Source organism: Candidatus Rickettsia mendelii (assembly GCF_057543435.1).
This window is the reverse complement of sequence record NZ_BTGX01000006.1, coordinates 34799-49314: the sequence shown is the minus strand read 5'-3', so window position 1 is coordinate 49314 and position 14516 is coordinate 34799. Positions and strand designations below refer to the sequence as shown.

The window sequence follows — 14516 nt, the reverse complement described above, 5'->3', positions numbered from 1 at the left end:
CATTGTTGCAAGAAAATTATGTATTGTTCATGTATTACCTACGCAATAGTAAACAGCCTTTATTAATATAAACTTGTGTTTATATCACTAGATTCATGCTTTTACAGAACGATATCTAACAATTTTTAGAGCTACATCACAACTTTACTTTTCAATAAAAACCCTTATGAGCTTTTCAATAATATTAAAGTCATCACTTATTGCTTTTGTCTTTTATTCTAGAAAATCTTTACTCTCTTTTCCTGATAAAAAATTACTTCTACTTGCATTTTAGTAGATATCTTCATGATGATTATTATTTAGAGATCATTAATTTTTACTAATCAATTCAGTACATTTGACCATTCAGGATCAGAAGCATCTTGCGGAGTAGTAATTTCTCTTTCGTTATAACCTGTTATATCAATTGCAAAAATTCTATTTTTTCCTGATGATTTACTACTTGAAGGCCAACCTTTAGCAAACATAATGACACGTCCATTAGGTGCCCAACAAGGACTTTCGACTAAATAACCACTGGTAATTATCCTTTCACCATTTTCATTATCTTGTGGGTATGGCTTCATAATCCCAATAGTAAAACCTTCACCCTTAGTAATTTTAGTAAATGCTATATAATCACCTCGCGGTGACCAACTAGGAGTAGCGTAAGATCCTCGACCAAAGCTAATGCGCTCGACATTACTGCCATCAGCATTCATTATGTATAATTGGCGAGTACCGTTTCTATCAGAATTAAATACAATTTTTCTGCCATCAGGAGAATAGCTTGGAGAAGTATTAATACCAAAACCATCAGTTAATTTATGTAGCTGCTTTGTAGCAAGATCAATTTCATAAATATGAGTAGAGCCATTTTTAGCTATCGACATTACAGCTTTTCTACCATCTGGTGAGAACCTAGGAGCAAAAGATATACCAGCAAAATCACCTACTACTGTTTCTTTACCAGTTTTTAAATCTTTTTCATAAACAAGAGCTCTTTTTTTAGCTGCGTATGAAACATAAAAAATTTTATCAGCTGAATGAGCAAATCTTGGAGTTAATACTAGTGATTTTCCATCAGTAAGATATTTATTATTAGCTCCGTCATAATCCATCAAAGCTATTCTTTTTACTTTTTGTAAATAATGTCCGCTTTCTGAGACATAAACTATTTTAGTATCAAAATAACCTGGATCACCAGTAATTTTTTCATAAATTTTATCGGCAATTTTATGAGCTACTCTTCGACATAACGTTTCAGGTACTTCAAAAATTTCACCAGCAAGCTGTTTTTCAAGCAATGTATCCCATAGTATAAAACTAATTTTAAGCCTACCGCCGTCAAGTTTTTTAACTTCACCATTTAATAAAAGACTAGCATTAATTTGGCGCCATGCAGCAAAAAGTGGTTTATATTTTATGCCGATTTTTTCTTCTATAAAAGAGACGGAAGGTATAGGACGAAATAAACCACAAAGTTTTAAATCATTAGAAATAACTTTAACTATATCATGACCTACTATATCATCAGTTGCATTATCAGCATCAAACTTATTTACTGCTATAGGTGTAGGATTAGCTTGCCCACGCTCAATGTTTATTGTTTCAATCGTATAACCTTTAAAGCTAAATAATAATAGTAATACAAAATATATAACATTTCTCACTTAAATACTCTTTTCCTGGATTATATTCCGTTGTTTAAACACTGCATCAATTCTTCCCATTCTCTTTTAGTCATACCGCTAGTCTCATGAGTAACTTTCTCATCACTTATCATTTTTTTAATTACAGCTAAACCTTTAGATGAAATATGTGCACCATGTAATTGATATTCTTCAAAAGCTTCATAAGTAAAAGGTACCCAAGCTTTTACTATCTCAAGTATCTTTTCAGCATAAATTCTAATTTCATATTGAGCGTGATGATCCGCACGTAGCCTTAAAAAATGAAGTAGATTATGTAGGTTAATTTTCCAATACCATTCCGTATAATAATTCAAAGTTAAATTCATACGAGCAAGTTCTCTTGCGATTCCTATAGCATTCTCGTTTATAATATTCCCTTCTTCATCAGTATTCATCAATTCTGTATAATGTTTGTAGCACTGACGTGCATCTTTCTCTAAGATTGCTAATACTTTTTCAGCTACTGCTTTTGGCAAACTTTCATTTTCTCTACATTGTTTATTGGTTTTAGATTGCGGTGCAATATTTTGTAGATCTGGCAGATAAAATTCATTTCCTAAAATTGAGTATCTAGCTGAATATTCATTAACACTTGCTGTTCTATGTCTAATCCACTGTCTTGCAATAAATATTGGTAATTTAATATGAAATTTTATATCACACATCTCAAAAGGTGTAGTATGATAATTACGTAGTAAATATTTAATTAGCCCTTTATCTTGATTTAATTGCTTTGTTCCTTTACCGTAAGATACACGTGCTGCTTGTACTATAGCACTATCATCACCCATATAATCGATAACCTTAATAAAGCCATGATCTAGAACTTTTATAGGTTCATATAACAGTTTTTCTAAAGCAGGAACTGTTATTCTTTTGGTAATGTTGTTCATTCTATCCTCTGTATTTTTCTTAAAATTAAAGCTCTATACTTATTAATGTGCAAGTATTGTTAAAACATTGCCCGTGTGAATTATAAGACATCATTGTCATACCTCAAACTTATATGCTTTGTTGCATGACTTAGAAAACACCATAATATAAAACCATAAATTTTTTGTATTTTTATACTAAATTCAGGTTGTGTACTCTAGATTCCTGCTTCCACAAGAATAACATATAGAGTCATACAATAAGACTGATAAAGACTACAGTATAATATTTTAACTACCTTTCAAACTACGATAAATAACTATACAAACTTTTGCCATTTCTTTTCAACCATAATTTTGCTGTTAAGTATTCAGGATATATATTGGCCACTAATTCCCAAAAATTTTTACTATGATTCATTTCTTTTAAATGTGCCATTTCATGAGCTATAAGATATTCCAGTACTTCGAAAGGTGCAAAAACTATTCGCCAGTTAAAAGCAATTCTGCCTCTAATGCCACCACTTCCCCAATGAGTAATATTCTACATTATTCTAATATCAGAGTAAGTTAAATTATGCTTACTACAGATAGTTTCTGCTATTATTTTTATTTTTGCCAATAATTTTCTTTTAAGAAATACTTCTATAATGACTTTTTTTAGTAAATCACTAGCATATACTTCTAATCTAGTATCATTTAGTCTTACCTAATTTTCAGGTGAATTAGTATCAATTATTTGATAAGAGTTTCCTAAAATAGAAACTTTACTTTTATCATTTAGCGATTGACTTACACTACAACGTAAATTTTTCCTAATCCAATGTTCTTTACCCAACAAAAAATTATGGCCTCTATCGTCTTTTGCTTTAAGAGGTAGAACTAATTCAGCACCTTTATAAGTAATTCTGATGCTTATATTTTTAGCTCGTGCACTCCTTCTGACTGTTACAGTCTGAGGTTCACCAAATTTATTAAGAATAAAAAATTCTTCCATTTAGAATGCAATGTATTTTGTTGGATCAACTACTACTTTGCCTTTGCGCATAGCAAAATATAATTTATTTTTTACATGCCCAATTACACTATTTTTCGCAACTTTATCACCACTTTTAAATAAGTAATCATCTAAATTAGCATATGCTACTTCTAGATTATCTATATCTAACTTTATTATTACTAAATTACCAAATTGTTTGTTAAATCCTGAATATATAACTGTTCCTGCAGATATAGACTTAACTTCACTTTCTTTAGCAATAATATCTATTCCTTTACTTCTGCCGGTTTTTGTTTCTGCGCCAAATTTAGTAATAATTTTACCGTTTAGGGGTTTAGCAAAATTAAAAGTATTTTCAACATTCTTTTTATTAAGTAATGCACTACTGACTTTAATTTCAATAATCTGTCCTTCTGTTACATTATAAGGATATGTTAAATCATTTAAACTTGCTATTTCCTGCTCGCTTTGTTCATAATCTTTTGCAATAGATTCCAACGTCTCATCTTCTGCTACTTCATGATAAATTATTTTACTACTATCATTTCGAGTTACTGGAATGACAATCGCATCATTATCATCTTCTATAATTGCTGCTTTTAACTCTGCAGGTATTCTACTCACTTTGTCCAATTTAGGAGTTTTTTCAATAGTTTTTCTAACTATTATTAGCTCTTCATCATTATTTGGTATGGTAGGATTACTTGCAGTAACAGCCCCTACTTTATATTCAATCGATGCTGGTAGTTGATCAACACAAGCAGCCAAACACAAACATATTATAGTACTAAGTGCAACAGGATATTTCATATATTTAATAAGATTATTATTTATATTAGGCAATAAATCATACTTATTATATAATTCTTATCATTATTTTCCATCAAAAAAGTTAATTATGAAAACTTATGATATTGTAATAGCTAGCGACCACTTAGGTTACAAGCTCAAGTCTGAAATTATCGATTATTTACAAAAAAAATCTTTAGCTATTTATGACTGCGGAACAAACAATACACAAACTGTTGATTATCCAGATTATGCTAAAAAGGTAGTAGATAATATTATTGAAAAATTAGCTCCTATAGGTATTTTAATTAGCGATACAGGAATCGGTATGTCTATAGCTGCTAACCGTAGTTCAGAAATAAGAGCTGCTTTATGCAGTGATATATTAACTGCCGAAAGTGCAAAAGCACATAACGATGCTAATATTCTAATAATTGGAGTAAAAACTCTAGATCATAAAACAGCATTTGATATCATAGATAAATTTTTAACCACTAAATTTGAAGGTGGCAGACATAGTGTTAGATTATCAAAGATAAAATAACTTTTACAAACTATTAGGTTTTGTGCTTAAAAGTTAAATTTCTTTATGATTTTCTAATCATATAGCAATATTAGCATTGTACATTTAACGCTTAACACTAAATTTTTAAGTCGTACGTAGATTAACTTTGTACATATTTATTTTTTTGCTTAGTTTCCTTATTTCGTCTATAAATAAACTTATAGCTCTTTCTATTATTTTAATTTCTATATTTTCAAATAACAAAATCTCTGCTACACTTATAGCCTTTTTCTTTCACTAATCTTAATATCTTCAGCTTTACCTTCTTCTCTTTCTTCATTTCTTCACTTTTCTTCAGAGTTTTTAAGAGTACTAGTTTCAAATTCTAAGCTATTTAAAACGATCTTCATATTCTCCTCTTTTTACATCGCTGAGATTTATCACTGCAAGTACTGTTAAGCCCTTCTTGATTGCTACATCATCGACTCTTTAGGTAAAGTATCTTTATTAAGTAAATCATTACGTATTAAGCTACCAATAAATTTTTAACTTTTGCTAATATATGCAGATAATTCCTCCTTAGGTCAGTCTCAATAAATATTTATAAAGTTCAGTATGTGTGCCTATCACTCTGCTTCATTCATAATAAGCTAATTTTTCTTTTAACTGATCTGTATAAAGTTTTGCTCAATAATATTTAAGACTTTCTTATCATAATCAGCTTCGTCAGTAATCTGGATTCTAATATTAAATACCCTACTATATCTATGCTTTGAGCGCTTTTATTAAGAATAGAAAGTTTATCACTTCTGAAGTTCTTTATGTTATATGGATAAGTATGTTACTTCAGATACTTGCTTTTTTCACTCATTACAGAATTAATAAGTAGTAGCATCGGCAAATCTTTACACCAACTCCAAGAATCTCTTTAGATTTAAATGCAATGTCTGTACAAGGATTAATGTTGTACATTATTATTATAATATATTTATTAAAATATTAATAACAATACACAAACACCACTATATAACTATAGTCTTTCTAACTAACAATGCCTTAATTTTTTCTAAAAATATATATTTAACTTACTAAAGCACTAGTATATAATTATTTACTAAGTCATAATATAAGTTGATTTTATCTAATATGGATTTTCAGGAGTTTAAACAAAAATATAATTATGATGTATCAACAAAAATGATGCAGCAATATTTAGATATTAAATTTGCTCATTTAGATTGTTTATTACTGTTTAGAATGGGTGACTTTTATGAAATGTTTTATGAAGATGCAATTCTAGCAAGTAGTGTTTTAGGTATTACTTTAACTAAGAGAGGAACAAACAGTGAAGAAGAAGTGCCGATGTGTGGCGTACCTTATCACGCTCTTGAAAATTATTTAACTAAGTTAATTGAAGAAAATTATAAAGTGGCGATTTGTGATCAACTAGAAACTCCTGAAAAAGCAAAAAATAGAGGTGGTTACAAAGCGGTAATCCATAGAGATGTTACACGCATTATAACTCCAGGTACTATAATTGAAGAAAATTTAATTACTGCTTCTGAACCTAATTATTTAGTTAGCCTTGTAGTACCAAAGAATAAAGACATTGCAGCACTTTGTTATGTTGATCTTTCTACCTCAGTAATTTTTGTAGTAAATGTACCTATACTTGAAATACTTAACGAGCTCGCACGTCTTAAACCTCGTGAAATTTTGCTTAGTGAAAGCTTAAGATCTTCAGAACTTGCTAGTAACATTTCTAAGCAATTAAATTTTCGTATTACCTATCAAGTAGATAGTTTCTTTGCAGTAAATAAATGTGAAAAAATTATTTTAGATTTCTATAAAATAAAAGATATTCAAGGAATAGGAGAAATTTCTAATAGTCAAATTAGCACTATAGGTAGTATATTAGAATACTTATCATTAACTCAAAAACAAAATATCCCTAATTTGCCGATACCCAAAATTATTAATTTTCATAATTATATGACTATTAATTTCTCTACTAGGCGTAATCTTGAAATTGTAACAAATTCACATGGTGGCTCAAAAGGAAGTTTATTAAGTACCCTTAATCATACCATTACTAAGCAAGGAGGGCGCTTACTATATCATTTTCTTTCAAGCCCTTTAACTGATATTACTAAAATAAATCACCGTTTAAATATTACCAGCTTCTTTTATTCCAATCTAGAAATAGTAACAAGAATTAGAGAACTGCTAAAAAAAACTAGTGATATAGAACGTAGTTTAACTCGTATTACTATGAATAGGAGTTCTGGCCGTGATTTACTCAGTATCAAATATACTTTAGATGCAGCAACAATTATTAAAGGAGTATTTTTTGATATTTATGGCTTTGATTTACCTGATTTTATTGAAAAAATTATTAAACCACTATCTGGAAATGAAGAATTATATAATTTAATAGAAGAAGCAGTGCGTGAAGATGCTACTAATAATTTAAATGATGGCGGGATAATAAAACATGAATATCATCCCAAAGTAGCACAATTATATGATTTAATTAACAATGGGAAATTACATATTGAAAAGCTAAAAGATCAATATCGTAAAGAAACAGCAATAGATAGCTTAAAAATATCTCATAATAATGTTATAGGACTTTTTATTGATATAACTGCTAAAAATGTTAATAAAATTACTGATCCCAAATTTATTCACCGTCAAACAACAGTTAACAGCGTACGTTATACTACTTCTGAATTACAAAGACTTGAAAATGACTTAGTCAATGCTAAAACTTTAGTCATAAGCTTAGAAAAAGAACTATATGCTGGTATTTGTCAACAAGTGATCAAAAAAGTTCCGTATTTACGTGCACTTGCAAAAACTTTAAGCGTACTTGATGTATTTTGTAATTTCGCTTATATTGCTGATGAATATGATTATGTTAAACCTGAATTTACTAATGATTTAAGCTTCGATATCGTTAAAGGGCGTCATCCAGTAATAGAAGAAGCTTTGCTACGTGAAAGTAAAAGCTTTGTAAATAATGATTGTCATTTATCTGAATCTGAGCGTATTTGGCTAATTACTGGTCCTAATATGGCAGGTAAAAGTACCTTCTTGCGTCAAAATGCCATTATTGCTATAATTGCTCAAATAGGCTCATTCGTACCAGCTAAAAGTGCTAAAATAGGAGTAGTAGATAAAATATTTAGCCGGATAGGTGCTGCTGATGATTTAATTAAAGGGCAATCAACTTTTATGGCAGAAATGCTTGAAACTTCAGCAATTCTTGCACAATCTACAAAAAATTCTCTAATTATAATTGATGAAGTAGGAAGAGGCACTTCTACCTATGATGGTGTATCTATTGCATGGTCAGTGCTTGAATATATACATGATAAGTTGAAATGCCGTTGTCTTTTTGCTACACATTACCATGAATTAACTATTATGAACAATTTTTTACCAGCCTTACAAAACTACACTATTGCTATTGAGGAATCAGGTACAGATATTCTATTCCTACACAATATTATAGCAGGTGCAGCTGATAGGTCTTATGGTATTCATGTTGCTGCCTTAGCTGGTCTGCCTGCCAGTGTTATAAATAGAGCTGAGCAAATTCAGCTTAAATTGGAGAAAACTGCAATTAGTAAAGAAAAAAGTATTCTATCAACTGAGTCGAACAATTTGAGTTTATTTAACCTTGATTCTAATAGGGCTACATAAAATAGTATGTTAGAAGAATAACTTAAAACTATTGATCCTGATAAACTCTTACCTAAAGAAGCACTTAAGCTAATCTATGAATTAAAGAAACTAGTTTTAAGAAAATCTTCTTTTACAATAATGACTCTTAAAAACTCTTAATGTATTCCTACGTAGACGGAAATGAGGAATACAACAACTCTGATTTCATTGCAGTATGTAAGAATAACAACATCATCTTTGTAACCAATATTTACTACATGCTAAAAAATTAGGGTTAGCAAAATTTTTTTTTCCATAAGTAATTTCTTTTCCATCTAGATCTAAAATATTACCTCCACAGGCTTTAATTAAAGCATGACCAGCCGCTATGTCCCACTCCATAGTTTGACCGAATTTGGGATATATATCAGCTTTACCTTCAGCAATTAAGCATAGTTTAATTGAACTACCTATTGCATCTATTTTGCCAAATGAATATTGGTTTAAAAATTCTTTAGTAGCTTTATTTGAATCATAAAAACCTACTACTGCATTAAATTCTTCTCTTCTAAGTTTATAGTCAACAGGTATTTCTAAGGCATTTTGTTCTATTTTAAAGTATCTCCTTTTATCAGTATAATATAACTTAGATGTTTCAGGTTGATATATAAAGCCAATGATTGGAGTACCATTTTCAATAAGTCCTATATTTATAGTATAGGTACTTTTACCATTTACATAGCTTCGTGTTCCGTCAATAGGATCAATTAACCAAAAAGTATCACTGCTTAATACTGGTAGTGGCTGTTCTTCACATACTATTGCTATTTTAGGGGTTAGGGTCTGTAAAGCTTGATAAATTATTTTGCTAATTTTTTTATCGACATTAGTTACTACAGAACCATCTGATTTAGTATCAACTAATATTCCTGTTTTCTTTATATCTAGTGCAATCTTGCCAGTATTAATAATTAAATCTTTTAAAGCATTGATTAAATTGTCATTCATAATTATTTATTTAACATCTTTGCAGCGATATCGTCTTCTAACCACTGACCAGTATTGAGAAGCGTAAATTGCTGCAACTTGGCGACCTGAGTATCAGGTGATCCAGGTAATTGTTGCCATCCCAAATACTCAATTCCATAATATTCTATATCAACCATTCTTAAATAAGAATTAATATCTTCTAAATCTTTTTTATTATTTGCTAAAATAACGATTTTAGTAGGTTTTTTCGACATAATTTTTAGAAACTCAATAAGAGTTTTTACTTTACTGTTATTACCAGTAAATATTATACCTAAATAAAAAATAGGTGCACTTGCATCACTTGCATTAAATCTAAATACATCTTTACCGTTAACCTTATTAGTAAAATTAATATTAAATCTGTAAAGTAAGGTATATAACCATCCTTCATAATTTTCAATTAAATTGCATGGAGCAGTGATTTCTTCAAGCCCTAAAACCATTGCTCCTTGTTTTTGTATCTTATTAAGAAATTCTACCCAAAGCGTTTCCACAAGGATCATTTGACGTTGTTCTATCAATTGTGCAATAGTCTTATTAACCGATGGATCAGATACTGCAAGACTATATAAATATTTAGTAAAATTTATATAAGAATTATCCTTGTACCGAAACAATTTTGATTTTGGTGTTATAATAGTATTATCTATACTTACAAGTACCAGCGTATCTGCATCTATCTTCGGCAATAAATTTTTTATTGTTACCGAACCTATAGAATAAGTAGGAATTATTTGACTATAACTTGTACAAGAAATAACTAAGCAAAGTAAACCCAATAAAACTTTATTGATTTTTATCATAAGGATTTTTAACTTTTATATTATTAATTTTCAAAGGTGGATTATTTCTCTTTATTTTATTTATTTGAGTTGCTAAATCATTAATGAGCTTAGTATAATATGCTGCATCTTTACTTTCTTCAGCATTTTGATTATTATAATAATAACCAATAAATAATATGGAAGAGCTATAATTAGACAGCTGTGCTTCCATCGATTTTAGTAATTCCATACTACTACTAATCATTATAAAAACCTTAGGTATAAAATTCATTTGAATAAAGAAATTGATCATCACTTCTGCTTCTGGTATGTTATTACTAGTTAATATGCCTTTATAAAATACTGGATAAGTATTAACAAAACTTTCCAAGTTGTTAAAAATAATATAGTTATTGTTAGGAAAACTATTTGAAAAATCAATATCAAAATTTTTCTTTAAATAATTAGCAAACCATATTTCAAATTTAGGAATATTATTAAAATGACCAGTAAAACCTTTATTTACAGCTATAATAGGGATTCCACTATTACTAATTTCATTTACAAAATTTGGAAAATCAGGTTCTTGTAATTCATTGCTATATTTATCATTAGTTAAAATCAATTGATTTACATAAATAATTTTGGGGTTTGTATTAATCTTATGCAAAAGAGGAGTTAGTTTAGAATAAACACTCTTATCAATTTGTTCACCTTGAGGAAATAAAGACTTAAATAATAGATCATCCAAAACTGTTACTACAAATAAATCTTGCGGTAAATAGTTTTTATTATAATTCTCATTAAAATCTTGCTTTACTTTACTTAAATTATTTACTTCTATAGTCTCTGAGTAAGCTATAGAAGTAAATAATAAAATTAAAACAAATAAGTATTTTTTTAGCTGTAATAAACTCATAGTTTTGAATCATTTAGTATGATTTTTGATTGTTTTATAATTCTTAATCAACTCGATAGCTGTAACAACCTACTTTTAGCTAGAATGAAATAATAACATATGTATATTAGTGTTAACATATTGTGGTGTGAATATCAATTCATATTAACGTTATACTATAAATATGTTTGGAAGTTTTGTTAGTTCTATAGGTGGTACTATAGGAAACACATTTGGATGTGGTATATTTTTAACTATCTAAAAATTAGCCAATAAAATTTTTATTTAGAATAATTAAATTATGAATCACCTAAAATATAACCTATGAGAATATAAGTGATTAAATAAATCTTTTGATATATATCTTTATCATCAAAGATTTTGTTTTGTAATTCAGTTGTTATATTATCTAATAGATCAAATATATTCTGATATACATTTCTTCATTGTTGAGTACATGATTTAAAATAAAAATACTATGTAACTTAAACCCCTATCCTTATAAATCTCTTATTGCTTCTCTGCTTAATAATGTCATTAAAACGAAAAAATTATACTTACATTAAAACTCCACTTTACAAAAAAGTATGATGTAAAATATGTTTGTAAAGTTAAGTAAAGGTAAATAGCTAACAAATGCTCTATCAGTTATTTAAGTGTATTTGAAGTTTATATTATAGGATAATATAAACTGAAATATTAGAAAAAAATTAAAGAATACAGTTTAACTAATTCAAGAAGTAATCAAGGTATTATATAGAGCAAATATTTAATTATTCAAAATCCTCTTTATTATAGAGTAATAAAGCTACAAAAAATAGTGCAAGAATTTCTATATATTTAGCTATTCAATTATAAACAAAGAATTACCTAATAGATGTCAAAAAGTACAACTCAATAGACGTCAAAAGCCTACCAATACCAAAGAAAAGGATACGTATTTAGAAATTTAATTAAAAGAAATCCTGTCATAAAAAACCTAAACACATTATAAAGCCTAGCTTTACAAAAATGTAGATTTCCCTAATAGATCTGCACCTAATGCACTTGAGGCATTCAATTATTCGGATATCTCAAAAAACAAGAACTTGATAAAACCAGTACTTGTAAATTTAACGCTGAGCAGCAAAAAACTTGACTTAGAGTACTCTCTCTGCTTGATAGCTTTATAAATTTAATAGAAAACCTACAAAATGGTGGGCGATGAGAGATTCGAACTCCCGACACTCTCGGTGTAAACGAGATACTCTACCATCTGAGCTAATCGCCCATATTTCTTAATTAACAATATTATAAGAAATATAAATAACCTAATTAAAAACCCTTACCTTCGTTATTTTAGTTTTAAATTTAATTGCCTTTACCACATACACCCTATGATATGAAATACATATAAAGACTTCAGCACCTTAAATAACATATTACTTATGTCTAGCTCTTTTCAATTACAAATTATAACATTAAAAACAATTAAAACTACTTTAATAAAACTTTATTAACTTTCACTTTAGAATACATAAATGAATAACTCTATATGAAGTAGAATTCAAACTAGCTCTAAAATACTATTTATTTTTTTCCATACTTTTTATTTGCTTTGACAACCTACTAATTTTTCTTGATGCAGTATTTAATTTAATTATGTTTTTCTTTACACCTTTCATTATTTTAGATTGCGCAGCAACTAAAGCTAAATTAGCTTTTTCTTGATTACCAAGACTAATTTCATGCATAACTTTTTTTATAAAAGTCTTTATTGCACTAGCCCTCTTTTTATTAACTAGAGTTCTTTTTACTGTTTGCCTAGCAGCTTTTTTTGCTGAAGAATGATTAGCCATCACTAGTCCTTTATTACTTAATTTTTAACATCTTCATTAGCATCCTGTCGTATACTTTCTTTAGCACTAATATCTCTATCTACGAATTCAATGTACGCTATCGGAGCTAAATCACCATAACGAAAGCCGGCTTTTATTATTCTAGTATAACCACCTGGCCTATCTTTATACCTAGTACCTAAAACATTTATAAGCTTTTCTACTACTTTCTTATCTTTTATTTTTGATAAAACACCCCTTCTTACCGTTAAATCGGCTTTTTTAGCTTTAGTAATAAGATTTTCAATATAAGGCCTCAACTCTTTAGCTTTTGGTAGAGTAGTTTTGATTTGCTCATGAGTTACAAGTGCTATAGCCATGTTAGCAAGCATTGCCTGCCTATGACTACTTGTTATATTTAACTTTCTACCTTTAATCTTATGTCGCATTTTTATCGCCTTTAATTAATAAGAATCTTCATAACGTTTAGACAATTCCTGAATATTTACTGGTGGCCAATCTGGTACATCCATACCAAACCTTAAATTAAATTTTGCTAATATTTCTTTAATCTCATTTAAAGATTTTCTACCAAAATTTGGAGTTCTCAGCATATCAGATTCAGTCCTTTTTACTAGATCTCCTATGTAAATTATATTATCATTTTTTAAACAGTTTGCTGACCTAACAGATAATTCTAGCTCATCAACTCGCTTAAGTAAATAAGGAGAAAATGGTAAAGCATCTGTTTTAACTTGCTTATCTTCTTCTTGCTCCTCAAAAGAAATAAGCAATTGTAACTGTTCTTGCAAGATACGCGCAGCTAAACCTACAGCCATTTCAGGTAATAAATCACCATTAGTTTCAACAAACATAATTAATTTATCATAGTCAGTAACCTGACCTACTCTAGTATTTTCTACCTTATAAGTAACACTCCTTACTGGATTAAATAGAGCATCTATAGCTATTTCACCAATAGGCAAATTATCATCATAATTACTTGTACTAAGTACATATCCCTTACCAACCTTACAGGTTAATTCCATTTCAAGCTGTTTATTTTTAGCTAAATTACAAATTACATGATCTGGATTCAATATTTCTACATCATGCCCTGTTTCAATCATACCTGCTGTTACAACACAAGGCCCTGTTGCTTTTAACTTCATAATACGCTTTTCTGAAACATGCATTTTTACTTCAATACCTTTAATGTTTAAAATCATTTCCGATACGTCTTCTTTCACACCAGGTATAGAAGAAAATTCGTGTTCTATAGCTGGGATCTTTATAGAAGTAATAGCTGCTCCTTGTAAAGAAGAAAGTAATACCCTTCTCATAGCATTACCTAAAGTTAACCCAAAACCTCTTTCTAAAGGTTCAACTACAATTTTAGCTTTATTATTGGTTTCTGGAAAACTTTCATAAGCGACTTTATTAGGTTTTATTAAAGCGTTCCAATTTTTACTTAATAATAACATTTAATACCTATGA

General features: G+C 28.9%; 10 protein-coding genes, 1 tRNA gene and 2 pseudogenes. 2 read left to right on the top strand and 11 right to left on the bottom strand.

The features are described 5' to 3' along the window. Nucleotides 1-323: 323 nt before the first annotated feature. The 4 genes and pseudogenes from tolB to AC27F4_RS00840 all read right to left on the bottom strand — a co-directional run bounded on the left by tolB (nt 324) and on the right by AC27F4_RS00840 (nt 4355). Nucleotides 324-1652, bottom strand: coding sequence for a Tol-Pal system beta propeller repeat protein TolB (gene tolB / locus AC27F4_RS00855; RefSeq protein ID WP_487061147.1), 1329 nt, complete (start codon nt 1650-1652; stop codon nt 324-326). A 20-nt stretch (nt 1653-1672) separates the two neighbouring features. After that, nucleotides 1673-2566, bottom strand: a complete 894-nt coding sequence (thyX, locus tag AC27F4_RS00850; RefSeq protein WP_487061145.1) for an FAD-dependent thymidylate synthase — start codon at nt 2564-2566, stop codon at nt 1673-1675. 286 nt (nt 2567-2852) lie between these two features. Beyond that, nucleotides 2853-3542 (bottom strand): annotated as a pseudogene (locus tag AC27F4_RS00845) (M48 family metallopeptidase). Beyond that, a complete protein-coding gene (locus tag AC27F4_RS00840; RefSeq protein ID WP_487061143.1) occupies nt 3543-4355 on the bottom strand; it encodes a peptidoglycan DD-metalloendopeptidase family protein in 813 nt (270 codons plus the stop codon). Nucleotides 4356-4443: 88 nt separating this feature from the next. On the opposite strand from AC27F4_RS00840, the gene rpiB reads away from it, so the two are divergent. Then, complete coding sequence (gene rpiB / locus AC27F4_RS00835) at nt 4444-4878, top strand: ribose 5-phosphate isomerase B (RefSeq protein WP_487061141.1); 435 nt, start codon at nt 4444-4446, stop codon at nt 4876-4878. Nucleotides 4879-5985: 1107 nt separating this feature from the next. Beyond that, nucleotides 5986-8688, top strand: a pseudogene (mutS, locus tag AC27F4_RS00830) (DNA mismatch repair protein MutS). 72 nt (nt 8689-8760) lie between these two features. Here mutS and AC27F4_RS00825 read toward each other — a convergent pair. The 7 genes from AC27F4_RS00825 to AC27F4_RS00795 all read right to left on the bottom strand — a co-directional run bounded on the left by AC27F4_RS00825 (nt 8761) and on the right by AC27F4_RS00795 (nt 14503). Continuing rightward, nucleotides 8761-9516: a 3'(2'),5'-bisphosphate nucleotidase CysQ family protein gene (locus AC27F4_RS00825; RefSeq protein WP_487061139.1), complete on the bottom strand. Its 756-nt coding sequence runs from the start codon at nt 9514-9516 to the stop codon at nt 8761-8763. Nucleotides 9517-9518: 2 nt separating this feature from the next. After that, a complete protein-coding gene (locus tag AC27F4_RS00820) occupies nt 9519-10343 on the bottom strand; it encodes a DUF2608 domain-containing protein (RefSeq protein WP_487061137.1) in 825 nt (274 codons plus the stop codon). Continuing rightward, nucleotides 10327-11223, bottom strand: a complete 897-nt coding sequence (locus tag AC27F4_RS00815) for a DUF2608 domain-containing protein (RefSeq protein ID WP_487061135.1) — start codon at nt 11221-11223, stop codon at nt 10327-10329. The genes AC27F4_RS00820 and AC27F4_RS00815 overlap by 17 nt, the downstream gene beginning before the upstream one ends. A 1173-nt stretch (nt 11224-12396) precedes the next feature. Beyond that, nucleotides 12397-12472 (bottom strand) — tRNA-Val (locus AC27F4_RS00810). A 295-nt stretch (nt 12473-12767) separates the two neighbouring features. Further along, nucleotides 12768-13040 (bottom strand): 30S ribosomal protein S20, encoded by a 273-nt coding sequence (gene rpsT / locus AC27F4_RS00805; RefSeq protein WP_487061133.1) that lies wholly within the window; start codon nt 13038-13040, stop codon nt 12768-12770. Between the two features lie 17 nt (nt 13041-13057). Then, a complete protein-coding gene (gene rplQ / locus AC27F4_RS00800; protein WP_487061131.1) occupies nt 13058-13468 on the bottom strand; it encodes a 50S ribosomal protein L17 in 411 nt (136 codons plus the stop codon). 15 nt (nt 13469-13483) lie between these two features. Continuing rightward, a complete protein-coding gene (locus AC27F4_RS00795) occupies nt 13484-14503 on the bottom strand; it encodes a DNA-directed RNA polymerase subunit alpha (protein ID WP_487061129.1) in 1020 nt (339 codons plus the stop codon). Nucleotides 14504-14516: the final 13 nt, after the last annotated feature.